General features: G+C 68.0%; 22 protein-coding genes and 2 riboswitches. Of the genes, 10 read left to right on the forward strand and 12 right to left on the reverse strand.

Annotation, left to right across the window (positions count from 1 at the left end):
* Positions 1 to 18: 18 nt before the first annotated feature.
* The 3 genes from GO608_RS05775 to msbA are packed head-to-tail and all read left to right on the forward strand — an operon-like array spanning position 19 to position 4,382.
* Entirely contained in the window at positions 19 to 1,242 is a 1,224-nt protein-coding gene (locus tag GO608_RS05775) for a hypothetical protein (protein WP_169197311.1), read from the forward strand.
* Positions 1,243 to 1,299: 57 nt separating this feature from the next.
* On the forward strand, positions 1,300 to 2,517 hold the full coding sequence (locus GO608_RS05780; RefSeq protein ID WP_169197087.1) for an O-antigen ligase family protein: 1,218 nt from the start codon (positions 1,300 to 1,302) through the stop codon (positions 2,515 to 2,517).
* 59 nt (positions 2,518 to 2,576) lie between these two features.
* Positions 2,577 to 4,382 (forward strand): lipid A export permease/ATP-binding protein MsbA, encoded by a 1,806-nt coding sequence (msbA, locus tag GO608_RS05785; protein ID WP_169197086.1) that lies wholly within the window; start codon positions 2,577 to 2,579, stop codon positions 4,380 to 4,382.
* A gap of 55 nt (positions 4,383 to 4,437) precedes the next feature.
* Here the strand turns inward: msbA and GO608_RS05790 are convergent, their stop codons facing one another.
* The 12 genes from GO608_RS05790 to cobU all read right to left on the reverse strand — a co-directional run bounded on the left by GO608_RS05790 (position 4,438) and on the right by cobU (position 16,275).
* The gene (locus GO608_RS05790) at positions 4,438 to 5,901 is read right to left on the reverse strand and encodes a lipopolysaccharide kinase InaA family protein (protein ID WP_247002898.1); all 1,464 of its coding nucleotides are present in this window, start codon (positions 5,899 to 5,901) and stop codon (positions 4,438 to 4,440) included.
* Positions 5,902 to 5,903: 2 nt separating this feature from the next.
* The gene (gene rfaP, locus GO608_RS05795) at positions 5,904 to 6,731 is read right to left on the reverse strand and encodes a lipopolysaccharide core heptose(I) kinase RfaP (protein WP_169197085.1); all 828 of its coding nucleotides are present in this window, start codon (positions 6,729 to 6,731) and stop codon (positions 5,904 to 5,906) included.
* The gene (locus tag GO608_RS05800; protein ID WP_169197084.1) at positions 6,728 to 7,849 is read right to left on the reverse strand and encodes a glycosyltransferase family 4 protein; all 1,122 of its coding nucleotides are present in this window, start codon (positions 7,847 to 7,849) and stop codon (positions 6,728 to 6,730) included. The genes rfaP and GO608_RS05800 overlap by 4 nt, the downstream gene beginning before the upstream one ends.
* The gene (gene waaC, locus GO608_RS05805) at positions 7,849 to 9,018 is read right to left on the reverse strand and encodes a lipopolysaccharide heptosyltransferase I (RefSeq protein ID WP_169197083.1); all 1,170 of its coding nucleotides are present in this window, start codon (positions 9,016 to 9,018) and stop codon (positions 7,849 to 7,851) included. The genes GO608_RS05800 and waaC overlap by 1 nt, the downstream gene beginning before the upstream one ends.
* Positions 9,018 to 10,070: a lipopolysaccharide heptosyltransferase II gene (gene waaF, locus GO608_RS05810; protein ID WP_169197082.1), complete on the reverse strand. Its 1,053-nt coding sequence runs from the start codon at positions 10,068 to 10,070 to the stop codon at positions 9,018 to 9,020. The genes waaC and waaF overlap by 1 nt, the downstream gene beginning before the upstream one ends.
* Positions 10,070 to 11,029, reverse strand: a complete 960-nt coding sequence (rfaD, locus tag GO608_RS05815; RefSeq protein ID WP_169197081.1) for an ADP-glyceromanno-heptose 6-epimerase — start codon at positions 11,027 to 11,029, stop codon at positions 10,070 to 10,072. Before rfaD ends, waaF begins: the two co-directional genes overlap by 1 nt.
* Positions 11,026 to 12,027 carry a D-glycero-beta-D-manno-heptose-7-phosphate kinase gene (rfaE1, locus tag GO608_RS05820; protein ID WP_169197080.1) on the reverse strand — a complete coding sequence of 334 codons (1,002 nt, stop codon included), beginning with the start codon at positions 12,025 to 12,027 and terminating at the stop codon, positions 11,026 to 11,028. The genes rfaD and rfaE1 overlap by 4 nt, the downstream gene beginning before the upstream one ends.
* 178 nt (positions 12,028 to 12,205) lie before the next feature.
* Positions 12,206 to 12,757 carry an alpha-ribazole phosphatase family protein gene (gene cobC, locus GO608_RS05825; RefSeq protein WP_169199764.1) on the reverse strand — a complete coding sequence of 184 codons (552 nt, stop codon included), beginning with the start codon at positions 12,755 to 12,757 and terminating at the stop codon, positions 12,206 to 12,208.
* Complete coding sequence (locus GO608_RS05830) at positions 12,742 to 13,512, reverse strand: adenosylcobinamide-GDP ribazoletransferase (RefSeq protein WP_169199763.1); 771 nt, start codon at positions 13,510 to 13,512, stop codon at positions 12,742 to 12,744. Before GO608_RS05830 ends, cobC begins: the two co-directional genes overlap by 16 nt.
* A gap of 15 nt (positions 13,513 to 13,527) precedes the next feature.
* Positions 13,528 to 14,571, reverse strand: coding sequence for a nicotinate-nucleotide--dimethylbenzimidazole phosphoribosyltransferase (cobT, locus tag GO608_RS05835; protein ID WP_169199762.1), 1,044 nt, complete (start codon positions 14,569 to 14,571; stop codon positions 13,528 to 13,530).
* Between the two features lie 77 nt (positions 14,572 to 14,648).
* On the reverse strand, positions 14,649 to 15,578 hold the full coding sequence (locus GO608_RS05840) for a GGDEF domain-containing protein (protein WP_247002881.1): 930 nt from the start codon (positions 15,576 to 15,578) through the stop codon (positions 14,649 to 14,651).
* 151 nt (positions 15,579 to 15,729) lie between these two features.
* Positions 15,730 to 16,275, reverse strand: a complete 546-nt coding sequence (gene cobU / locus GO608_RS05845) for a bifunctional adenosylcobinamide kinase/adenosylcobinamide-phosphate guanylyltransferase (protein WP_169199760.1) — start codon at positions 16,273 to 16,275, stop codon at positions 15,730 to 15,732.
* Between the two features lie 70 nt (positions 16,276 to 16,345).
* Positions 16,346 to 16,591: riboswitch (cobalamin riboswitch) on the forward strand.
* 130 nt (positions 16,592 to 16,721) lie between these two features.
* On the opposite strand from cobU, the gene btuB reads away from it, so the two are divergent.
* The 7 genes from btuB (at position 16,722) to bluB (ending at position 24,306) form a co-directional block, all read left to right on the forward strand.
* Positions 16,722 to 18,569 carry a TonB-dependent vitamin B12 receptor gene (btuB, locus tag GO608_RS05850; RefSeq protein WP_169199759.1) on the forward strand — a complete coding sequence of 616 codons (1,848 nt, stop codon included), beginning with the start codon at positions 16,722 to 16,724 and terminating at the stop codon, positions 18,567 to 18,569.
* 66 nt (positions 18,570 to 18,635) lie between these two features.
* Entirely contained in the window at positions 18,636 to 19,616 is a 981-nt protein-coding gene (locus GO608_RS05855; RefSeq protein WP_169199758.1) for a FecCD family ABC transporter permease, read from the forward strand.
* Complete coding sequence (locus GO608_RS05860) at positions 19,613 to 20,392, forward strand: ABC transporter ATP-binding protein (protein ID WP_169199757.1); 780 nt, start codon at positions 19,613 to 19,615, stop codon at positions 20,390 to 20,392. The genes GO608_RS05855 and GO608_RS05860 overlap by 4 nt, the downstream gene beginning before the upstream one ends.
* 3 nt (positions 20,393 to 20,395) lie before the next feature.
* The gene (cobO, locus tag GO608_RS05865; RefSeq protein ID WP_169199756.1) at positions 20,396 to 21,004 is read left to right on the forward strand and encodes a cob(I)yrinic acid a,c-diamide adenosyltransferase; all 609 of its coding nucleotides are present in this window, start codon (positions 20,396 to 20,398) and stop codon (positions 21,002 to 21,004) included.
* A 76-nt stretch (positions 21,005 to 21,080) separates the two neighbouring features.
* The gene (cobA, locus tag GO608_RS05870; protein WP_169199755.1) at positions 21,081 to 21,941 is read left to right on the forward strand and encodes a uroporphyrinogen-III C-methyltransferase; all 861 of its coding nucleotides are present in this window, start codon (positions 21,081 to 21,083) and stop codon (positions 21,939 to 21,941) included.
* Positions 21,942 to 21,968: 27 nt separating this feature from the next.
* Complete coding sequence (locus tag GO608_RS05875) at positions 21,969 to 23,282, forward strand: cobyrinic acid a,c-diamide synthase CobB (RefSeq protein ID WP_169199754.1); 1,314 nt, start codon at positions 21,969 to 21,971, stop codon at positions 23,280 to 23,282.
* A 40-nt stretch (positions 23,283 to 23,322) separates the two neighbouring features.
* A riboswitch (cobalamin riboswitch) is annotated at positions 23,323 to 23,507 on the forward strand.
* 46 nt (positions 23,508 to 23,553) lie between these two features.
* The gene (bluB, locus tag GO608_RS05880; RefSeq protein ID WP_169199753.1) at positions 23,554 to 24,306 is read left to right on the forward strand and encodes a 5,6-dimethylbenzimidazole synthase; all 753 of its coding nucleotides are present in this window, start codon (positions 23,554 to 23,556) and stop codon (positions 24,304 to 24,306) included.
* The last annotated feature ends 38 nt before the right edge of the window (positions 24,307 to 24,344 follow it).

Consider the following 24,344-nt stretch of genomic DNA (forward strand, 5'->3'; position numbering starts at 1 on the left):
GGGTGCAGCCAGACGACGATGGACGCACATTGCAGGCTACAGGCGCTTCAGGATTTCGTCATCGGCAAATCCCGGCGCCGCGACCACGGAGCGGCAGGGAGCCTGAAGCTCCGGGCCCGGCTGTTTCTGAAAGCGTTTCTGTCTCTCGTGTTCCAGAGGCGGCGGGCTATCGAGGCGGTCGATTGCGACGTCCTGCTCGTTCATCCGTCGAGAAAATCGTTTCGCCTCGGCAGAAAACAGGCTTTGCTGGCCGCGTTGCGAAGCCGGGGACTCGCCGTCGAGGAGTTCGTCGAAGAGGGCGATTTCGATCTTGTCCGGGGCAGGCAGTTCGTGACGCCCGCGTCGGGAGTGCCTGCTTTGCTGCGCTGGGACGCGGCGCATGCGGCGTATCTGCTGTCGCGGTACAAGGCAAAGGTCATCGTCACGGAAAGGAACGGCTGGATAATCCCAAGCCTCATCAAATTGCAGCGGAAGACGGGCCCCCGGATCGTCCACCTTGCCCACTCGGTACCTTCCGACGAATCCAGTCGCTACGATTATTTCGATTACGATTACTACCTGCTGTTCGGGAAAAGCTCTCTCGAATATCTCTCGGCGCTCGAAGGAGCGTTCGGCGAGTGCGTCGTAAAATTTGCCGGACCCTATTTTTTCACGGATCGCGAAGGTCCATTGCCGGTGACGGTGCGAAATGAGGGCAAGGGCGTCAAATGTCTGTTTCTCGGATCGGGACCGGATTACGAGGTCTCCGAGCCTTACCTTGAACATTGCAGCTGGATTGCAGCGTGGTTGATCTCCCGCCCGGATGCGGAGCTATGGGTGAAAGTACACCCGCGGGGGTCAGGCGAGCCGTGGCGATCGCAGGCGGCGAGCAATTCCAGAATAAAAATGATTCCTCCGGACACCATGCTCGACGCCTGCATCGGAGATTTCGATTTCGTGCTTTCAGATTATACGAACGCGGTCCTGGATGTTTCGCGTTTCGGCACGCCATTCATTCTGCTCGGAGAGGGAGCGGATTATTTTTCCACCGAACGTTTCGGCATTCCTCGGGCGCGATCTAGCATGGAGCTGACAAATTGTATTGACGTCCTTCTCGCCGATGTCCATAGGGCCCGCGAGATGGCGTCGAGGTTTTTCGATTTTCATGTGCATGAAAAATACCTGCCGCTGACTTCCATGGTGAATGTCATCGAGCGGCTGGCGGCAGGCGGCGAAGTGAAAGGCCTGTCATTATCATCGTAGTCCGCTGAACTTGCATGCAGTTCATGGGTTTTCGAGTGCATCTTTAATGGATCATGCGTGATTATCGGGAAAAAGCATTTTTTGCTGGTTGAAAATGCCGCGCGTCATTTTATTGTCGCGGGGCTTTTCCTTTATCTCGGGGCGCTTTATTTCGTCGATACGAACCGGCAGAACACCATCTTCTATTTGTCGGTCGCGCTGCCGGGACTGCTCTTGCTGGGCACGTTGAAAGACGTGCTGTCGGTCGGATCCAGGGAGGTCCTGTTCGTCTTTGTGTTCCTGCTCTACCTGGTCGCAAGCTCCCTGTGGTCGGGCATGGGCGTCGCGACGTTTTTTGTCGCGTTGAAGTACAGCTTTTATCTCGCCTGCCTGATGCTGAGCATCTATCTGTTCGTGTCCCGTACGTCGGCCGGCGAACAGGCGATGACCCGGTTTTTTGTCCTGATCGGATTTTGCGCCTCCCTGGTCTACCTGTTTTTTGCGTTTCGATCGGCCCCTGGTGTGCCAAATCCACTGGGTGGAAGGTATGCGCTGCATGATCTCAGCGGGTGGGGAGAAAACAATCCGATAACGTCCGCCGTATTTTTCGGCCTGCCTGTATTGGCGGCATGGTGGCGTTATCCGGACGAGAAGCTGGCGTCGAAGATCGGCCTTTTGTTGCTCATGATCGCCTGCATGGGAGTCATGTTCCTGACCAAGAGCCGCGGACCTTTCCTGGCGCTGGCGATAACGCTGCTGTTCGTCACGGTCTACAGACGAAACCGGAGCGATATCGTGCTGTGGGCGGTCTGTGGTGTCCTCGGACTGGGTTTCGTACTGGCTCTCGATCTTCATTCCGTTATCGCCGACCGAGTGAGCGCTCCGGACTACCGGATGGAAATCTGGTCGCATGCCCTGGCACTGATCTCCGAACGGCCGATATGGGGGTACGGATATGGTTCCGTGGCAGCCCTTTCGTTTGGGGCTGGCGACATGGCCACTCACTCCCATTCGTCGATCCTGGAGGTGCTCAGAGTGGGAGGTATTGCGGGTGGCACGCTCTTTCTTGCGATGGTGTTTCTCGCGGTGCGCAAGTCTCTTGCGGGAAATGCCGGCGCCAGATTTTTCCTGTTCTGGCTGATTTACGGCGTCATATGTCTCTCGACCAACGGCCGCATGCTGTTGAGCAGACCGTCCGTCGAGTGGTTCGCGTTCTGGATCCCGCTTTTTTTCATGCTGATCGCCTCGGGCAACAGCCGCGAGCCGGGCTGGAGGGATGGAGCTTTCAGTACGTAGGGTCCGGGCGTTCCGGTAGCTCGTGGTAACATCCGGCGTCCTATTGCCGCCCCCGCGCCATGCAACGTTCCGATGCGGCTCCTGCCTCCAGCATCAGGATCTACTTCCGTCTGTTGAGCTACGTCCGGCCCTATGTCGGACTGTTCGCAGTCAGCATCCTGGGCTACGTCATCTTCGCTTCCTCGCAGCCGATGCTCGCCGGCGTGCTGAAGTATTTCGTCGATGGCCTGACTCATCCCGACGCGGCGCTGATCACCGGCGTGCCGCTGCTCGACGGCATGGAGCTGATGCACGGGGTGCCCCTGATGATCGTGCTGATCGCGGCGTGGCAGGGGCTGGGCGGCTACCTCGGCAATTATTTCCTCGCGAGAGTTTCGCTGGGCCTCGTGCAGGACCTGCGCCAGGCGCTGTTCGACAGCCTGCTGCGCCTGCCGAACAGCTATTTCGACCAGCACAGCTCCGGGCACCTGATCTCGCGCATCACGTTCAACGTGACGATGGTCACGGGCGCGGCGACCGACGCGATCAAGATCGTCATCCGCGAAGGGCTCACCGTGGTGTTCCTCTTTGCGTATCTGCTGTGGATGAACTGGCGGCTCACGCTGGTGATGGTCGCGATCCTGCCGTTGATCAGCCTGATGGTCCGGAACGCGAGCGGCAAGTTCCGCAAGCAGAGCAGAAAGATCCAGGTCGCGATGGGTGACGTGACCCACGTCGCATCCGAAACGATCCACGGTTACCGGGTCGTGCGCAGCTTCGGCGGCGAGCATTACGAGCGCGAGCGTTTTCGCGCGGCGAGCGAGGACAACACACGCAAGCAGCTGAAAATGGTCAAGACTTCGGCGGTCTATACGCCGACGTTGCAACTCGTCACGTACAGCGCGATGGCCGTGGTGCTGTTTCTCGTGTTGCGGCTGCGCGGCGAGGCGTCGGTCGGCGATCTCGTCGCCTACATCACCGCTGCGGGGCTGCTGCCCAAACCGATCCGCCAGCTCTCCGAAGTCAGTTCGACGATCCAGCGCGGGGTGGCGGGCGCCGAGAGCATCTTCGAACAACTCGACGACAAGCCGGAAGTGGACCACGGGCGCATCGAACGCGAACGTGTCAGCGGGCGCATCGAGGTGCGCGACCTGTCGTTCCGCTATCCAGGCTCGGACCGTGAAGTGCTCGACAACGTGAGCTTCACGGTCGAGCCGGGGCAGATGGTCGCACTGGTTGGCCGTTCCGGCAGCGGCAAGTCGACGCTCGCGAACCTCATTCCGCGTTTCTATCACCACGACCGCGGCCAGATCCTCATCGACGGTGTCGATGTCGAGGACTACACGCTGAAGAACCTGCGCCGCCACATCGCGCTGGTGACGCAACAGGTGACCCTGTTCAACGACACGGTGGCGAACAACATCGCCTACGGTGACCTGGCCGGTCTCCCGCGCGCCGCGGTCGAAGCCGCGGCGGAAGCGGGCTATGCGAAAGAGTTTATCGACCGGCTGCCGCAGGGTTTCGACACGCTGATCGGGGAAAACGGCGTGACGCTGTCGGGCGGCCAGCGCCAGCGCCTCGCGATCGCCCGCGCGCTGCTCAAAGATGCCCCGATCCTGATCCTCGACGAAGCGACGAGCGCGCTCGACACCGAATCGGAACGGCATATCCAGGCGGCGCTCCACCGCGTGATGCAAGCGCGTACGACGCTCGTGATCGCGCATCGGCTGTCCACCATCGAACAGGCGGACGTCATCATGGTGATGGATCACGGGCGCATCGTCGAACGCGGCAGCCACGCCGAACTCCTCGCCGCTGGCGGCCATTACGCACGGCTGCATGCGATGCAGTTTCGCGAGGAGCCCGCGGTCGCGGCGGCTCGCTAGCCGCGCCCGGTCGGGCCGGGCGCCGAGCGAGGCGACACGGCGGCATCAAGCGCGATCAGGTCGAAGAGCGCCGCTGCGGCCCCGGGGTTGCGGGAGGAACGTTCTCGTCGAACCAGCCGCGCAACACACAGCCTTCCGGCCAGTTGCGCAGCAGCCGCGCGCGGTCCTTCTGCCACGCCCGGGCGTGCGCGGCGATGCTGGCGTGCTGGCGCATCGCGTCGAGGTCGATCAGTTTGACCCCTCCCTGGTCCCACAGCAGGTTCGTCGCCTTGAGGTCGCCATGGCTGATGCGCTCGCGATGCAGCGCGGCGAAAAGCTCGCGCAGCGCTCGCCCCTCGGCTGGCGGCGGTTCGCTTCCGGCGTCGAGATGTTGCAGCAGGTGGGGGCCGTCGCAGGAATCGGTGACGAGCCACGCACGGCCGCGCAAGGGCCCGAAGCGGCGCTCGATCAGCGCCAGCGGCCGCGGCGTCGCGATGCCGAGAAAAGCGAGGCGGTGAGCTTCGATCCACGAATGCCAGGCGCGGCTCGGCCGCCAGAAGCGCGACAGCGCGTGGGCCGTGTCCTTGATGTTGTAGCGCTTGATGACGAGCTTGCGGCCGCCGACGTCGATCCGGGCGACGGTGCTGCTGCCGCCGTCCTTCAGCAAGGATCCGGCGGCGAGGGCGAGGTCGGGGTCGGCGACGACGGGAGCGAGCCGCTCGGCTTCCTCGCGGACGACCGAAACGAAGCGGTCGCGGCGCTGCTCGACGTGGAACAAGGTGCAGTCGCGCAGCGTCTTCGCGAGATAGTCGCGCAGCCGCCAGCTCCGTACCCGGGCGATTTCCCGGCGAAGCGATGCCGGATCGAACGACAGGTCTGGATTCCCGGCGTGGTAGTCGACAAGCAGAGCCGGCAGCCGCGCATCGACGTCGCGCGGCAGTTGCGCGAGCAGGATCGCGAGGTTGCGCAGCGCGTCGCCGGCACCGAGAGGGCGACCGGGGCGGCGCGCACGGACCGCATCGCCGTCGATCGCATACAGCACGCCGCGCTGGCGCAGGAAATTGCCCAGATGCAGGTCGGACTGCGCGAGCCCGCGCGCATGCATGCGGCCGAGCGTCTCGAGCGCGGGAGAGAGCACGCCGAGCGCGGCGTCGATGTCACACGGGTGCGCGGCGAGCGCTGCCTGCCAGCAACTGGCCAGGTCTTCGGCCTCGTCGAGGAACTCGGTCAGCAGGTAATGCCCGCTGTCGAGCGTGCCGGCACCGAGCAGCCGCGGCGTTGCGATCGCCTGCGCGGCAAGCGCTGCGAGCCCGTCCCGCTCTTGCTCGAAGTGCCGCGCCGAGCCCCTGCGGGCGATGAAAAACTTCGCCAGCACCGTCTGCCCACCGACTTCCGCTTCTCCTACCAGGCGCTTGCCCGGCAACACGCGCAGCAGGCGCTTGACGGTTGCGACACGTCCGTCGTCGAGCGCGATGCGAAACGGTACGACCGGGTTCCGGCCGGCCTGGCGCAGTGTCGTGGCAGTCTCGAGTGGCCGCACGCTCAAAGTGCGGCCTCGGGCGCGTATTTGCGCAGATAGCGGGCGTGCAGGCGTCCGGCTTGCGCTTCGAGACGGGCAAGCAGGACCGCTTCGTCGCGCAGCACTTCGCGCAGCGGCCGGCCGAAGTATCGCCGCACGAAGCGCAGCTTGTCGCGCCGCGTGAGCCCGATGCCGAGCGCCGAAAAATACAGCGCTGCGAGGTCTTTGTCGCGCCAGCGCCGCGGCGTACGGGCGCGGATCTGCGAGCGGTGCAGGTCGATCAGCGACAGGCGCAGCGCGGCCGGCGTGGGCGCCGGGTCGAGATGCAGCAGGAAATGACAGATGTAGAGGTCGCGGTGGTTCATGCCGCCTTCGTGCATCCGCCTCACCATGTCGGCGACCCGGTCGATCAGCGCGCGTTTCAGTGCGCTGTCGGGCGGGCACCGCGGCCAGTCGCGGCAGAAATCCTCTAGGCTCACCGTCGGTGCGAGTTCCTCGGTGACGATGAACGAATGCTGTCTCGCCGGGTTACATCCGCGCTCGCCGTAGGCGACCGCCTTCATCGTCGCGACGCCGAGCTCGTCGAGCTGCCGTATCGCCCGCCACTCGTTGCGCGCGCCAAGCACCGGCAGTCGTGCCGACAGCAGGTTCTTGAAGATTTCTCGCCAGCCGACGCCACGATGGATCTTGACGAAATAGCCGCGCCCGCCGGCTTCGACGCGCAGCGTGCGGCGCCCCTCGAGTTCGCGGAACACTTCGCCCTGCAGCGCCTCGACCATGTCGAACGGATCCCGTCCGGCCCACAGCGAGCGGAACGGTTCATCGACGAAGAGCGTGGCCGACGCGCTCATCCGCGTCCCCGCAGGATCACGTCCGCGGCGCGCTCGGGCAGGCTGTAGAGGTCGGCGTGCTGAGCGAACGCGAGGCCGTTAGCGCTCCAGCGGGCGCGGCTTTCGCTGTCCGCGAGCATCGAGGCGAGCAGGCGGTCGAGCGCGGCCTGCTCGAACGGTGCCGGGACGACTTTTCCGGCATCGGCGTCGGCGATGTAGTGCGCGTAGCCGCAGGCGGCGCTCGCGAGCACCGGCAGCCCAGCGACGATCGCTTCGAGCAGCACGGTGCCGGTGTTCTCGTTGTAGGCGGGATGAATCAGCAGGTCGGCGCCGAGCAGGAAGCGCGGAATGTCGTCGCGTCCCTGCAGGATGCTGACGCGGTTCCCGAGGCCGAGCGTGTGCAGCTGCACGAGGAACGGCTTGGGGTCGTCCTGGCCGATGGCGATCAGGCGCGTGCGCTCTTTCAGCACTTCCGGCAGTGCCGCGAGCGCCCGCAGGCTGCGGTCGAGGCCTTTGGTCTTGAAGCCGGAGCCGATCTGCACGACCAATAGGTCGTCCTCTTCGAGGCTGAACTCGCGCCGGAAGGCGGCACGGATCTGTGCGGCATTGGGCGGAGCGCGACGGTCGGGGGCGATGCCGGGCGGCAGCAGGTGGAAACGGCGCGCCGGGGTGCCGTAATGCGTCATGAAAAGCGGCTGCTGCGCGGCCGAGATCAGCAGGATCTCGGTGTGGACTTCAGGCGCGAACACCCCCCGCTCGTACGCCGAAAAGTGCCGGTAGCGTCCGCTGACGCGGTACAGCGAATTGCGCAGCGTGCGCGCCTTGTCCTCGAAGCACGGGTCGGCAGCGTAATAGACGTCGAGCCCGGGCATCTTGTTGAAACCGACGACCCGGTCGGCGGGGCGGCGCGCGAGGTCCTGCTGCACCCATTCGGTGAATTTCTCGTTGCGGCGCGGGTTCGTGATCGCCCGCACCGGGACGCGCAGCACTTCGAACCCGGCCGGGATTTCGCCGTGCCATTCGAGCGTGTAGACGCGGATCGCGTGGCCGCGCGCCTGGCACGCCAGCGCGATGCGCAGGAAGTCGCGCTGCAGGCCGCCGAACGGGAAGTACTTGTACAGGCAGAATGCGAGCTGCATCAACCGGAGGCCTTGCGGTCGAACATCGTGTGGACGAGCGGCCCAGGCGACGGGTCGAAGCCGCCGAGCGCGCCGTCGGCGGCGAGCGGGTGGACGGCCGGCACCCCCTCCGCGGACGTTTTGCCGTCGAGGATGCGCTGCAGCGCGCTCCACACCTGCTCCGGGCCGATGCGCGTGAAGCACAGCGGCTGTTCGGCGACGAGATCGAAGTGTGCGCGCTCGTCGGCAGTCGGCACGTGCGTGCAGCGCCGCTGCAGGCACGGGGCGCACGCCATGTTCGACGCGACGTGGAACTGGTTCGGGCCCCAGGCGCCGGTGAAGCCGGGATTGGTCGGGCCGAACAGCGACAGCGTCGGCACGCCGAACGCGGCGGCGAGGTGGCCGAGGCCGGTGTCGACAGCGACACACGCGCGCGCGCCGGCAATCTCGGCGGCGATGCCGACGAGTTTGAGCTGGGGCAGCACCGTCACGGCCGGCTGTCCGGCGGCGAGGCGCTGCGCGCGCGCCTCTTCGACGGCGTTGCCCCACGGCAGGCGGATCGCCCAGCCCGCCGCGGTCGCGAGCGCGATCAGCCGCCGCCAGTAGAGTTCCGGCCAGTGCTTGGTCACCCAGGTCGTGCCGTGCAGCAGCAGCAGGTAGGGTTCGGGGTTGTCGACGCTGGCGAGCCGGTGCCGGTCGAGTCCGTACGTGACCGGCCCTTGCGGCACGGGATAACCGAGCGCCCTGGCGAAGAGTTCGCGCAGCCGCTCGACGGCATGGCGGCCGACCGGCACCGCGTGCGCGTGCGTGTAGAAGCGGCTCGCGATCGGCTCGCGGGCGGAGTCCTGGTCGAGCCCATGCACGGGCTTGCTGCCGTAGCGCGTCAGCAGCGCGCTCTTCAGCAGGCCCTGCGCGTCGATCGTCGCGTCGTAACGGGTCGCGGCGACCGCACGCTTGAAGCGGCGCCACTCGCCGCTCACGAGCGCTTTCACCGGCGTCTTGCGCCAGCGCCGCACTGCGACCGGGATCACGCGGTCGACTGCCGGATGCCAGGACGGGATTTCGGCGAAAGCTTCCTCGACGACCCAGTCGAAGCGGATCCCGGAGATCGCGCGGGCGGCGTCGGTCAGCGCCGGAAGCGTGTGGATGACGTCGCCGAGCGAGGACGTCTTGACGATCAGCACGCGCATCAGACGGTTCCGGCGGACGGGGCGAAGTGGCTCGGGGTGCCGATGGCGAGGCTGTCCAGCGCGTTCAGCACGCTCTCGGGCGTGACCTCGGTGAGGCAGCGCGTGTGGCCGAGCGGGCAGACCCGCGCGAAGCACGGCGAGCATTCGAGGCGCAGGTAGCGCACGACGACGCGGTCGGCGAGCGGCGGCGTGTGGTCCGGTGTCGACGAGCCGTACACCGCGACCAGCGGCCGATCGAGCGCCGCGGCGACGTGCATCAGGCCTGAATCGTTGCTGACCGCGGCCTCGCTCATCGCGAGCAGATCGACCGCGTCGGCGAGCTGGGTGCGGCCGCACAGGTTCACGACGCCGTCGCCGGCTGCCGCGACGATCTCGTCGCCGGCTGGCGCGTCCTTTGCCGAACCGAGCACCCACACCTGGTGGCCGCGGGTGACGAGCGCGCGCGCTAGCGCGGCGAAATGCGGCAGCGGCCATTGCTTGGCCGGGCCGTATTCGGCGCCCGGCATGAAGCTGATCGCTAGCCGCTCGGCCGTGAGCCCGTAGGCGGCGCGCAGCCGCGTCTGGTTCGCCGCATCGGCGACGAGGCGCGGGCGCGGCAGCGGCCGGGGCAAGGCGGCGCCGGCCGGCAGGCCGAGCGCGACGAAGCGCTGCACCGTCATCGGCAGCGCGGCCTTGTCGAGCGCGCGCAGGTCGTTGACCAGGCCGTAACGCATCTCGCCGCGGAACGCGGTGCGGCGCGGGATGCCGGCAAAGAACGGCACGAGCGCGGATTTCAGCGAGCCGGGGAGGACGATCGCCTGGTCGTAGCGGGCCTGCGCGAGTTCGCGGCCGAGGCGCCAGCGCATGCCGAGGCCGAACTGGCCGTGGCCGAGCGGCATCGCGATGCCGCGTCGCACTTCGGGCATGCGTTCGAGGATCGGCAGCGACCAGCCCGGCGCGAGCACGTCGATCGCGCACGCGCTTTCGGCCTGCAGGGTCATGAAGAGGCTCTGCGCCATCACCATGTCCCCGACCCACGACGGCCCGACGACGAGAATCCGGCGAGTCGGCATCAGTCGCGCAGCGCGAGCCATTCCAGGTAGCGCGGCACGCCGATTTCGACCGGCATGAACTCGCCCTCGTAGCCGGCCTGGCGCAGCGCCGTGATGTCGGCTTGCGTGTAGCTCTGGTAGCGGCCCCTCAGATGTTCCGGGAACGCGATGTAGTCGATGCCGCCGCCGCCCGCGCTGCCCTTGTGCCAGCTCAGCGCGGCATGGGCGACTTCGTTGAAGCTCTGCGCGCGGCCGGTGCCGACGTTGAAGATACCGCGCACGCCGGGGTTGTCGAGCAGCCACAGGTTCACCGCGACGACGTCGTCGACGTGGATGAAGTCGCGCTGCTGCTCGCCGGGCCCGTAGCCGTCGGCGCCTTCGAACAGGCGCAGGCGGCCGCTGTCGTTCAGCTGGTTGTGGAAATGGTACGCGACGCTCGCCATGCTGCCTTTGTGCTGCTCGCGCGGACCGTAGACATTGAAGTAGCGCAGGCCGACGACCTGGCTGTCGATGCCCGCCGCGAACCTGCGCAGGTGGCAGTCGAACAGGAACTTGGAGTACGCGTACATGTTCAGCGGACGCTCGAACTCGCGCGATTCGCGGAACGTCGGCCCCATGCCGTACACCGACGCCGACGACGCGTACAGCAGCGGCACCTTGCGGGCGACCGCCCAGGCAAGCAGCGCCTTCGTGTATTCGTAGTTCACCGCCATCACGAAGCGCCCATCCCACTCGGTCGTCGACGAGCACGCGCCTTCGTGGAAGATCGCCTCGACCGGACCGAAGTCATCGTTCGCCTCGACGCGGCGCAGGAAATCGTCCTTGTCTATGTAGTCGCGGATGTCGGCGTCCGCGAGGTTCAGGCACTTGTGCCCGTCGGTGAGGTCGTCGACGACGAGGATGTCCGTGATGCCGCGAGCGTTGAGCCCCTGCACGATGTTGCTGCCGATGAAGCCGGCGCCGCCTGTGACGATGATCATGTTTTCTCCTGAATGCGCCCGCTCAGCGTTGCGTCGGGACGGTCGGCTGGGATCGCTGCGCGCAGCGCGAAGTCGAGCTCGGCGGTGCTGACCGTTGCCGTGCCGAGCTTGCCGACGACGACGCCGGCAGCGAGGTTCGCGAACGCGGTCGCGTCGGCGAGGGGCAAGCCGCACGCGAGCCCGGCCCCGAGCACCGCGACAACGGTGTCGCCTGCACCGGTCACGTCGAACACGTCACGCGCCTGCGTCGGCAGGTTCAGTGGCGCCGTGTCTTTCTGCAGCAGCGTCATGCCGCGTTCGCTGCGCGTGATCAGCAGCGCGTCGAGCCCGAGCTTGTCGCGCAGCGCTTCGCCGCGCGACACCAGCGTCGCCTCGTCCGCACAATGGCCGACCACCGCTTCGAACTCGCTGAGGTTCGGCGTGATGACGGTCGCGCCGGCGTAACGGCCGAAATCCGTGCCTTTCGGGTCGACCACGATCGCGACCGCATGTTCGCGGGCGACGCGGATCAGCTGGCCGACCTGCGCGAGCGTGCCTTTGCCGTAGTCCGACAGCACGACCGCGGCACTGGCGTCGAGCGCATCCTCGAACGCCTGCTCGATGCCGGCGCTCTCGAGCATCGCGAAGCTGTCCTCGAAATCGAGCCGGATCAGCTGCTGGTGGCGGCTGATGACGCGCAGTTTCGTGATCGTCGGGTGCTGCGGCGCGTCGAGCAGGCGGCACACGACGCCGCCGCTGGCGAGCCGTTCGCGCAACAGCCGCGCCGCCTCGTCGCAGCCGACGAGCCCGACGAGCTCGGCCCGGGCGCCGAGCGAGGCCGCGTTCAGCGCGACGTTGCCGGCGCCGCCGGCGCGGAACTCGTCCCCTTCGACCTTGACGATCGGCACCGGCGCTTCCGGCGAGATCCGCGTCGTCGAGCCGTGCCAGTAGCGGTCGAGCATCACGTCGCCGGCGACGAGGACGCGGCCTTTGGAGAAATCCGGCAGGGTGGGCGGCATGAGGCGGTAGGCGTCGCTAGCGTGTCGAAAAGGCCGCAATTATCCCACGAACGGCAGCGTCCGGCGTGCGCACGGGGCGGGCAGCCTCGTCGGGCGGGGAGCAAGGTCGGGCGGAAATGCCGTCGGATCGCCGCGCCGGCACGGCCGTACCGGCTCACGTTGCGTTGGCGGCCCGGTTTCAGCGGTTGAACCACTTCAGCACGACGCCCCAGTCCTCGATGTCGAGCCGTGTCGCGTGGCCGCACGCGAAGTCGAGCGAGAGCCAGCGCTGCGGCGGCAGGCCGAGCAGGTGGCCGGCGATCGCGCGCAGCGGCCCGCCGTGCGCGACGACGACGACCGGATCGGCGGCGCCGGGCGCGACGATTTCGTCGAGCCATTGCAGCACGCGTGCAGCCATGTCGCGCGCCGACTCGCCGCCGGGGGCGCAGAAGCCGAGCGGGTCCGTCACCCACACGTCCACCGCGTCGCCGAGCTCGGCGTACGGCTGCAGTTCCCAGGCGCCGAAGTGCATTTCCCGGAGCCGGTCGTCGAATACCGGCGTGCCCAGTTCGAGCGCGAGCAGGCGGGCGCGCGCGAGCGGGCTCGCATGCAGTGCGTAGCGCGGCGGCAGCAGCGGCCGCAGGCGGGCGGCGACCGTCGCGGCGCATTCGGCGAGGCCGACGTCGGACTGGCCGTAGCAGATTCCTGCCGCGACGTCCGGCCGCGGGTGGCGGATCAGATGAAGTTCCATGCGGCGAGGATCCCGAGATAGCACGCGAGTTCGCTGCCCTGCTGTGCGGCGCCGAGGCAGTCGCCGGTGTAGCCGCCAAGGCGGCGGACGAACACGCGTGCGGCCCACAGGGTCGTCGCGACCACCGCGATGAGCGCGGCGAGCGCTTCGGCCGCGGCGAGCAGCGCCAGCGGGGCGAGGCCGAACACCGCCGCGACCGCGAGCTCGATCACGGACAGCCGGCGCGCGAGGGGCTTCGATTTCGCGCTGTCGTCGTCGCGCACGTACTGCAGCGTGTGGATCAGGCTCGTCGAAGCCAGCCGCGACAGCGGGTGCGCGGCGATCAGCGCCAATGCGACGTGCATGTCGCCGCGGGCGGCCAGTTCGACGAGCGCTGCGGCTTTCGCGAACAGCATCAGCACGAGGCCGACCGTGCCGTAGCTGCCGATGCGCGAGTCCTTCATGATCGTCAGCACCTGCAGCCGGTCCCACCCGCCGCCGAGCCCGTCGCACGCATCGGCCCAGCCGTCCTCGTGGAACGCGCCGGTCGCGCGGATCGTCACCGCCATCGACAGCAGCACCGCGAGCATCGGCGGCAGCAGCTGCACGAACGCGACATAGCTCGCCGCGCCGATCGCGCCGACGACCCAGCCGACGAGCGGGAAAAAGCGTGCGGCGTGATTGAGCCGCTCCGGCGACCACGGCACCCACGCCGGCACCGGCAGGCGGGTGAAGAAGCCGAGCGCGGTGAAGAAGAGTTCGAGCTGGTAACGCACCGGCCTGTGCGCGCTTCAGGCCGACTGGAGCTGGTCGTCGACGCCGGCCGAATCGAAGCTCGCCATGTCATTGAGGAAGTTTGCCGCCGCCTGCACCAGCGGGAACGCGAGCGCAGCGCCGGTGCCTTCGCCGAGGCGCAGGTCGAGCTCCATCAGCGGTTCGACGCGCAGATGGGCGAGCTGGGCAGTATGTCCCGGCTCTTTCGAGCGGTGCGCGAACACGCAATACGGCAGGATCGCCGGCGCGATCGCCTGCGCGACGAGCAGCGCGGAGGTCACGATGAAGCCGTCGATCAGCAGCGTCATGCGTTTTTCGGCCGCGCCGAGCATCGCGCCGACCATCATCGCGATCTCGAAGCCGCCGTATTCGGCGAGTGCGTCGAGCGTGTCGGCCGGACGGCCGCCGCGCGCGAGCGCCTGCGCGAGCAGCTTGTGCTTGCGCGCGAGGCCTGCGTCATCGAGGCCGGTGCCGCGGCCGGTCACGGTGGCCAGGTCGATGCCGGTGAGGCAGTGCGTCAGCAGCGACGCCGAAGCGGTGTTGCCGATGCCCATCTCGCCGAAACCTACGAGGTTGCAGCCGTTCCCGGCAAGCGCGTGCGCGAGTTCGCGGCCCCGCGCGAGCGCCGCGTCGCGCTGCTGCGCGCTCATTGCGGACGTCTCGATGTAGTTCGCGGTGCCGGGGGCGATTTTCGCGTCGACCAGCCCGTCGCGTCGGCCGAAGTCGTGGTTCACGCCGCTGTCGATGACGGTCAATGCCAGTTCGGTCTGTCGGCAGAACACGTTGACCGCGGCGCCGCCGGTGAGAAAATTCTCGACCATCTGCCACGTCACGTCTTGGGGAAACGCGGAGATTCCGGCACGCGCGGCGCCATGATCGCCGGCGAACACCAGGATGTGTGGCTGGCGGATCTGCGGCGCCGTGGTCTGCTGGATCAGGCCCAGCTGCAGCGCGAGCGCTTCGATCCGGCCGAGGGCGCCGAGCGGCTTGGTCTTGCGGTCGATGCGGTGCTGGATCGCCGCCGTGAGGCCCGGGTCGGGCAGGGAAATCGCGAAGTCCATGAGGGTCGTGACAATGTCCTGAGGGAGCCGATCTTAGCACGGGGTCGGGGCGGGACCGGCGGGGCCGGCACGGTCCGTCAGGCCGCCGAAGCGGCCGGGTCCGCCTGCGGCGGAGGCAGATCCTTGGCACGCTTGGCGTGGCGCATCAGCCGGCCGGCGTGGCGCAGCAGCCCGTCGGCGTCGGTCCCGCCGTCCGGATAGATCGCGCAGCCGACCGAAGCGCCGAGGGTGAGCGCATGGCCGCGGGCTTCGAATTCCTGCGCCAGCGCAGTGGTCGCCGCGCTCGCGACACGCTGCACGTCCTGCGTGTCGAATACCTCTTCGAGCACGATGACGAATTCGTCACCGCCGGTGCGTGCGACCGTGTCCTGCTCGCGCACCAGGCCACGCAGCCGTGCTGCGGCGGCCTTCAGCACTTCGTCGCCGACCGCTTCGCCGAACGCGGCGTTCATGCCGTTGAAGTCGTCGATGTTGACCAGCACGACGGCGGTACGGCAGTTGTGCCGTTTCGAGCGCGTGATGGCGTGGGCGATGCGGTCGCCGAGCAGCAGGCGGTTCGCGAGTCCGGTCAGCGGATCGGTATGTGCGTTGTATTGCAGGCGATGCTCGGTTTCCTGCAGGCGCCGCGTCGCTGCTTCGAGTTCCTGGCTGCGCTGGGCGAGGCTGCGGGTCAGCGCCTCCCCGGATGCCTGCAACGTGCGGATCAGCTGGTCACGGCTCGCGAGGGCTTCCGCCTGAGCGCGCGCCTGTTCGCGTGCGAGCGACCGCCCGCGTGCGATGAGCGCGATCGACACCAACAGCACCGCGAGCGTGACGGCATAGAACGGGAGGCCGAGGTGAGCCGCTTCGAGGCATTCGACGAGCCGAGCTGCGGGGTCCGCCGCGCGCGCACCGGGCGGCGCTGCGAGCACGATGACAGCCGTGACGGCGGCGCCGCTTCGCCCCGGCGACCGGGACGCCCGGAGGTCGGAGTTGCTCTTCAGTCGCGCCGTACGATCCCGCATCATCCCTCCCGGCAAACAAATCGTTACATGCGCTTATTGTATGAGGCGTTGCCCGCAGTGCCGTGTGAAAAAGGCGCGGCTCGGGCAACAAATCGAGCGGGACACTGTGAGCCCGGCGCGATGCGTCGCAGGAGGCAGCGGTGAGCACAGCGGTTCAGCCCTTCAGCGTCAGCGGCAGGCCGGCGACAACGAAAGTCACGCGCTCGCACCGTGCGGCGACCGACTGGTTGAGCCGTCCGGCCTCGTCGCGGAAAAGCCGCCCGAGTGGCGTCTCGGGCACCAGCCCGAGGCCGATCTCGTTGGCGACGAGCAGCACGTCGCCGGGCAGGCCGGGCAGGCAGTCGAGCAGTGCGGCGCGTTCGGTGAGCAGCCGCGGCAGGGCATCGGCGTCGAGCGCAGATGCCAGCGTGTCGGCGTCCCCCATCAGGTTCATCAGCCACAGCGTCAGGCAATCGACGATGACGCAGCGCCCGGGCTGCGCTTCGCGGCGCAGCGCGTCGGCGAGCGCCAGCGGCGTCTCGACGGTGCGCCACGCGTCCGGCCGGTCCTGCTGGTGGCGGCGGATACGGGACGCCATTTCGTCGTCGAGCGCTTCGGCGGTGACGATCACGGTGACCGGCAGCCCGGACCCGAGCGCGAGGGTTTCGGCGTAACGGCTCTTGCCGGAGCGGGCGCCGCCGAGGATCAGGTGTGCGGGCATGGTGCGGATTGCGCGGCCTTCGCTGCGGGAAGTTGCGGAACGCGCTATTATCCGCCCCGCATCCGGTTTCCGGGTGCAACGTGTTTCAGGTGCCCGAAGGCGAGTCTCGCTGACGGGTTAAACGGGAAACAGGTGCGCGAGAGCTTTTGAACCGCCTCGCAATGCCTGTGCTGCCCCCGCAACGGTAAGTGGACGCAAGGCGCATCCAACCGCCACTGGACGATCAGTCCGGGAAGGCGATGCGACCGGTCCGGCATTCCATCGGGAACGCCGGCCAGCCCACGAGCCCGGATACCGGCCCGAACGCGAATTGGCTGAAGTGCTGCGGGGTGGCGGCGACGGGTGCAGTTCTTCTGCGGCTCTCGACGTATTCCCTGTAGCGGCACTTCCTCGTGAAACATGCCACGGTGAGCGGGGACGCTACCGATGGCGCAGGGAGAATCCCGATGAACATCCGCTTGTCGGCGGCCGCTGCCGCGGTTGCTGCCGCATTTCCGTTTGTTGTTTCCACTCCTGCATGGGCTGACGCCGAAGGCGAAACCGTCGTCGTGACGGCGACGCGCACGGCGCGAACCATGTCCGACACACTGGCGTCGGTGAGCGTCGTGACGCGCGAGGACATCGAGGCGATGCAGGCGCGCTCGTCGCTCGACCTGCTGCGCGGGCTGCCCGGCATGTCGATCGGCAACAACGGCGGCCTCGGCAAGAACACCTCGATTTTCCTCCGCGGCACCGAGTCCGACCACGTGCTCGTGCTGATCGACGGCATCAAGGTCGGCTCGGCGACGTCCGGCGCGACGGCGATCCAGGACATTCCGGTGGAGCAGATCGAACGCATCGAAGTGGTCCGGGGGCCGCGCTCGGGCCTGTATGGTTCGGAGGCGATCGGCGGCGTGATCCAGATCTTCACGCGGCGCGGCGGCGGCCCGCTGACACCGAGCTTCAGCGCCGGCTTCGGCAGCGACAGGACGTGGCGTCTGGCGGCCGGGCTGTCCGGGGGCGGCGAGCAGACGTGGTTCAACGTCAGCGCCTCCGGGCTCGAGACCGATGGCTTCAATGCATGCTCCGGCAAGCCTTTCCCCGGCGGTGCCGGCTGTTTCACGACCGAACCGGATCGCGACGGCTACCGCAACGTCAGCGGTAGCGCACGGGCCGGACTGCGGCTGCCGGGCGGCGGCGAGCTCGACTTCAACTGGCTGCGCACCGACAGCGACAACGAGTTCGACGGGACGACCCAGAACGAAGGTGAATCCAGGCAGGAGGTTTTCGGCGGCCGGCTGAAAGTGTCGCCGCTGGCCGCGTGGGACGTGAGCCTGTCGGCAGGGCTGAGCCGCGACCATTCGGACAATTTCAAGGACGGCGTGTTTGCGAGCCGCTTCGAGAGCGACCGCGAAACGCTGTCGCTGCAGAACGACTTCCAGCTCGCCGCTGACCACGGCGTGACTCTCGGCTACGACTGGCAGAAGGACAAGGTGTCGAGCACGACGCCTTTCCCGGTGCGTTCGCGGGACAACGAAGGCCTGTTCATCCAATACCTCGGCGAAGTCGGCGCGCAGACGTGGCAGATTTCCGGGCGCGCCGACGACAACGAGCAGTTCGGCGTGCACCGCACCGGCAGCGTCGCGTGGGGTTATGAATTCAACCGCGAGCTGAATGTCTTCGCGTCGTACGGTACCGCCTTCAAGGCGCCGACGTTCAACGAACTCTACTTCCCGTTCTTCGGTAACCCGGACCTCGAGCCGGAGACCGCACGCAATATTGAAGTCGGGCTGAGCGGCGAGGCCGGGTGGGGCAGGTGGTCGACGAGCGTTTATCGGATGCGTGTCGAAGACCTGATTGCGTTCGATGCGGCGCTCGGCCTGCCGAACAACATCGATTCGGCGCTGATCACCGGACTCGAAGGCACGCTCGGCACGCAGCTGCTCGGTTGGGACGTCAATGCGAGCGTGACGCTGCTCGATCCGGAGAACCGCGCGAGCGGCGCGAACCGCGGCAATGTCCTGCCGCGCCGCGCCGAGCAGAGTGCGCGAATCGACATCGATCGGGGATTCGGGTCGCTGCGCGTGGGGGCGAGCCTGCTTGCGGCGGGGCGGCGATATGATGACGTCGCCAACACGCGCCGGCTCGGCGGCTACGGCACGCTCGACCTGCGCGCCGAATACGCATTCCACCGCGACTGGCGTGTCCAGGCGCGGGTCGAAAACGTTTTCGACAAGGATTACGAGACCGCGTCGTTCTTCAACCAACAGGGCCGCGGCGCGTTCGTCACGGTCCGATACGAGCCGAAGCGTTAAGCTCCGGGAATCCCCGGCGGGGCAGCGACTCAGCGATCCCGCCGGGGCCAGGAGTTCGGCAAGCACATGACTTCGCAGCGGAACATCCTCGTCACGCTCGGATCGTTAGCGCTCTCCGGCGCACTCGCGCTCGCATGGGCGCTGTCGGCCGGCGACTTCGCGATCCCGTTTTCCGACATCGTCGCGGCGCTTTTCGCGGGCGCCGAAGGGATGCCGGCGACGGTCGTGCGCGAACTGCGCCTGCCGCGCGCGGTCGCGGTGTTCGCGTGCGGCGGACTGCTCGCGATCGCCGGCGCGCTGATGCAGGTGCTGCTGAGGAACCCGCTCGCCGACCCGTACGTGCTCGGCATCTCCGGCGGCGCGGCGGTCGGGGCGCTCGGCGCGATGCTGCTGGGCCTCGCGCCGTGGCTCGTCGATGCGGCGGCGTTCGCGGGCGCGCTCGGCGCGATGCTGCTGGTGTTCGGGCTCGCGCACGGCGACGGGTCGTGGACGCAGACGCGGCTGCTGCTGACCGGTGTCATCGTCGCCGCCGGTTGCGGCGCGGCAGTGACGCTGATGCTGTCGCTCGCGACCGATACCCGCTTGCAGTCGATGCTGTTCTGGCTGATGGGCGACGCGTCCGGGGCGTCGCGGCCGTGGCCGGCGCTGGTACTGATGGGCGTGGGGCTGGTCGCGGTGCTGCCGTTCGCGCGCGACCTCAACGTGCTCGCGCGCGGCGAGCTGTCAGCGCGTGCGCTCGGCGTGCGCGTCGAGCGACTGCGCTATCTACTGTATGTGCTTGCGTCGCTGCTGACCGCCGCGGCGGTGACGCTGATCGGTTCGGTCGGTTTCGTCGGGCTGATCGTCCCGCACCTGGTGCGCTTCGTCCTCGGCAACGACCAGCGCGTGCTGCTGCCCGCTGCGATGCTCGCCGGCGGCGCGCTGCTGACGGTCGCCGACACTGCAGCGCGCACGGTGATCGCACCGATACAGCTGCCGGTCGGCGTGCTGACGGCGCTGATCGGCGTGCCGGTGTTCCTGTTCCTGCTGTCGCGCCACCCGCGATGAACGCCGCCGCCGAAATCCTCCTCGAAGCGGACCGCCTCGCGCTGAGAGTGGGCGAGCGCTGGCTGTGCTGCGAATTCAGCCTGCGCCTAGCTGCCGGCGAGTGTCTCGTGCTGCTCGGACCGAACGGCGCCGGCAAGACGACACTGCTGCATACGCTCGCGGGCCTGCGCGAGCCGTCGGTCGGCAGCGTGCGGCTCGGCAGGCGGCAGTACGCCGACTGGGACTCCCTTGCCGCGGCGCGCTTTCGCGGGCTGTTGCCGCAGCAGCAGCCGGATCATTTCTCCGCGACGGTGCTGCAGACCGCGCTCGTCGGCCGCCATCCGCATCTCGGCCGCTGGGGCTGGGAAAGCGACGACGACGTCGCGATCGCACGCGCGGCGCTCGCCGAAGTCGGGCTCGCCGAGCTCGCCGGGCGCGACATCCTGAGCCTGTCCGGCGGCGAGCGGCAGCGCGTGTCGATCGCCGCGTTGCTCGCACAGGCGCCGCGCCTGTTCCTGCTCGACGAACCGACGAACCATCTCGATCTGCATTACCAGGTCGCGGCGCTCGAGCTGTTCGCGCGGCTTGCGCGGGCCGGACGCGGCGTCGTGATGGTGCTGCACGACATCAACCTCGCGGCGCGCTTCGCCGATCATGTGATCCTGCTCGACGGCCGTGGCGGCGTCATCGCCGGCGCGCGCGATGAAGTGCTGCAGGCGGACCGCCTGAGCCATGCGTACAACCATCCGATCTGCCGCGTCGCGGTCGACGGGCGAACCGTTTTTCTTCCGGACTGAGCCATGAACGAATCGATCGAAAAAGATGCCCGCCACGCCGCACGCATGCAGCGCAAGAAGACGGTCATCGACGAAAAAATCGCCGCCGCGCAGATCGAACGCGGCGTGCTGGTGGTCAATACCGGCAACGGCAAGGGGAAATCGAGTGCGGCGTTCGGCGTCGTCGCGCGCGCACTCGGCCACGGCATGAAAGTCGGCGTCGTGCAGTTCGTCAAGGGACGCTCGGACACCGGCGAGGAAGCGTTCTTCCGCCGCCAGCCGGGCGTGGTCTGGCACGTGATGGGCGAAGGCTTCACGTGGGATACGCAGGACCGGGCGCGCGACGTCGCGACCGCGGAAGCGGCGTGGGAGCAGGCGCGGGCGCTGCTGCGTGATCCGGCAATCAGCCTCGTCGTGCTCGACGAACTGAACATCGCGTTGAAATATCGTTACCTCGACGTCGAGCGCGTCGTCGCCGACCTCGTCGCGCGTCCAGCCGCCCAGCACGTCGTCGTCACCGGGCGCGCCGCGCCGCCGGAACTGATCGCCGTCGCCGACACAGTCACCGAGATGGGGCCGGTGAAGCACGCGTTTTCGGCCGGTGTGAAAGCGATGCCGGGCATCGAGTTCTGACTGGGCGCGCTTTTTCCACTATCCGGCCCGGTCTTGAGGGGTTGGGTCGATACTGCAATGGAGTCGAGAGAAAACGATGTCACTGCCTGATATTCCCTCGCCGCGTCCCGGTCCGGTCGCGGGCCACGTCTATCTCGTCGGCGCCGGTCCCGGCGACCCCGAGTTGCTGACCTTGCGCGGTGCGCGCCTGATCGCAGGCGCCGACGCCGTCGTCTTCGACAACCTCGTCAGCCCGGTGATCGTCGATCTCGCGCCGCCCACGGCCGAACGCCATTACGTCGGCAAGAAGGCGTCGGACCACACGCTGCCGCAGGGCGAGATCAACCGCCTGCTCGTGCGGCTCGCCCAGGCCGGCAAGCGCGTCGTGCGGCTCAAGGGCGGCGATCCGTTCATTTTCGGCCGCGGCGGTGAGGAGATGGAAGTGCTCGTCGGCGCGGGAATCACCGTCGAAGTCGTCCCCGGCGTCACCGCCGCGGCTGGCATCGCCGCGTACGCCGGCATTCCGCTGACGCATCGCGAGCACGCGCGCTCGGTGATCTTCACGACCGGCTTTCTCAAGGACGGCGCGCTCGACCTCGACTGGCCGATGCTCGCGCGGCCCGGTCAGACGCTCGTCGTCTACATGGGCATTTCGCGGCTCGCCGAAATCTGCCGGCAGCTGATCGCGCATGGGCTCCCGGCGGCGACCCCTGCCGGCGTCGTCGAGCGGGGCACGACTCTGGCGCAGCGCGTCGCGGTCGGCACGCTCGCAACGCTTGCCGACGTCGTTCGCGAGGCCGACATCCGTCCGCCCGCACTGACGATCGTCGGCGACGTCGTCGGCCTGTACCCGCGACTCGCGTGGTTTTCGCCCGAGCAGGTCGACCCTCTGCGGCACGCGCCGCATGTCGGTTGCACCGTCGTACACCCGGAGCCGGACCGCGGCTCCGCCACCTGACGACCATTGCCCCCGAGCTGACTCCCGATGACTTCCGCAACCGAATTGGCCCCGGCTTCGTGCCCGGCCCTGTTCGTCGCTGCTCCGGCGTCCGGCCAGGGCAAGACCACTGTCACCGCGGCGCTCGCCCGTCTGCATGCGCGCCAGGGGCGGCAGGTGCGGGTGTTCAAGTGCGGCCCGGATTTCCTCGACCCGCAGATCCATGCCGTCGCAAGCGGCGCGCCGGTGTACAACCTCGACCTCGGCATGTGCGGCGAGGTTGACGCCGCGTGGCGGCTGCATCGCGTCGCGGCCGATGCGGACCTGATCCTCGTCGAAGGCGTCATGGGGCTCTTCGACGGGGCGCCGTCGGGCGCCGACATCGCGCGCCGCTTCGGTTTGCCGGTCCTCGCCGTGATCGATGCGCGGGCGATGGCGCAGACGTTCGGCGCGATCGCGTGCGGCCTCGCACATTACGAGCCCGATCTGCCGTTTTCGGGCGTGCTCGCGAACCACGTCGGCAGTGAGGGGCATGGGGCAATGCTGCGCGCCGCGCTGCCGGACGGGATGCGCTGGTACGGTGCAGTCGCGCGCGAGCCGCAAGCCGCGCTGCCGGAGCGCCATCTCGGCGTGCTGCAGGCGGCCGAAATCGGCGACCTCGTCGAGCGCCTCGACCGGCTTGCCGATGCGCTCGCTGCGACCGGGGCGGCCGAGCTGCCGCCACCGGTGTCGTTTCCCGCGGCCGGCATGCCGGAGATCCGGCCGCTGCTCGCCGGCACGACGATCGCGATCGCGCGGGATGCGGCGTACGGCTTCATCTATCCGGCGAACCTCGACACGCTCTCGGCGCTCGGCGCTCGGCTTGCGTTCTTCTCGCCGCTCGCCGGCGACGCGCTGCCCGATTGCGACGCGGTGTGGCTGCCCGGCGGCTATCCGGAGCTGCATGCGGCGGCGATCGCTGCCAATATCGGTTTTCACGACGCGCTGCATGCGCATGCTGCCGCCGGCAGACCGGTACTCGCGGAATGCGGCGGCATGATGAGCTTGTTCGACGAGATCGTCGACACGGCCGGGCAGCCGCACCCGCTCGTCGGCCTGCTGCCCGGACGCGCGGTGATGCAGCCGCGGCTCGCAGCGCTCGGGATGCAGGTCGCCGAGCTCCCGGAAGGGCAGCTCGCCGGCCACACCTTCCACTATTCGAAGTCGGACACGCCGTTGCCGCCGCTGCTGCGCGCACGCACGCCCGACGGGCGCGACGGCGAAGCGATCTACCGTCGCGGGCGTGTGACGGCGTCGTACGTGCATTTCTATTTTCCGTCGAACCCAGCCGCGGTTGCCGGGCTGTTCGGCCGAGCGCCTTGACGCGTTGCGCCGCGAAGGAGACCGAACGAAGCGCACAACGTTTTTTGAACCGTCTCGAGGTGCCCGCGCCCGCGCGGGAGAATCGGGAAGGCGGTGCGATTCCGCCACGTGCCCAGCGCCGTGATGAGGATCGTCCGGGCAGGCGTCAGCCACTGGCGAAAGCCGGGAAGGCGCCCGGACGAGTCGAGCCTCAGTCGGAAGACCGGCCTCGAGACTTATTGGCAGCCGCCTGGACCGCGGTGCCCGACTGCTCCACTCAAGGGGACTATCCATGAGCAGCTCCATGCAGCAACAGCAGGACCAGCCTTCGTTCAGCGACGACGAGAAGGCGGCGGTGTATCGCGCGATCTACACGCGGCGCGACGTGCGTGGCCAGTTCACGCCGCAGCCGATCCCGGACGAGGTGCTCGCGCGCGTGCTCAACGCCGCACACCACGCGCCGTCGGTGGGTTTCATGCAGCCGTGGGATTTCATCGTCGTGCGCTCGCCCGAGGTCAAGAGCCGGGTGCATGAAGCGTTCCGCACCGCACATGCCGAAGCCGCGCTGATGTTCGAAGGCGACAAGCGCGACACGTATCGCAGTCTCAAGCTCGAAGGCATCCTCGAAGCGCCGGTCAACCTGTGCATCACCTGCGACCGCAGCCGCAACGGGCCGGTTGTCGTCGGCCGCACGCATATCAAGACGATGGACGTCTACAGTTCGGTGTGCGCGGTGCAGAACCTGTGGCTCGCCGCACGTGCCGAAGGCCTCGGTGTCGGGTGGGTCAGCATCTTCCACCAGAAGGCGCTGCGCGAAGCGCTCGACATTCCGTCCGGCATCGTCCCGGTCGCGTACCTGTGCATCGGCCACGTCAGCCATTTTTACCGCAAGCCGGAGCTGGAGTCCGCCGGCTGGTTGGCACGCCGGCCGCTCGAAACCTTGTTGCATTTCGACCGCTGGCAGGGGGCTGCGGACGACTCAGCCGCCGCGCTCATCGAGTCTGTTCGCGAAGTGCAGGCAGCTGTGGGTGCCACAAGCCGCTGATGCGGCTGCAGTGAAGGTCTCCCGGCGGCGACTGGGTT

This window comes from Aromatoleum buckelii (assembly GCF_012910785.2).
In the GTDB taxonomy this organism is placed as follows: Bacteria; Pseudomonadota; Gammaproteobacteria; order Burkholderiales; family Rhodocyclaceae; genus Aromatoleum; species Aromatoleum buckelii.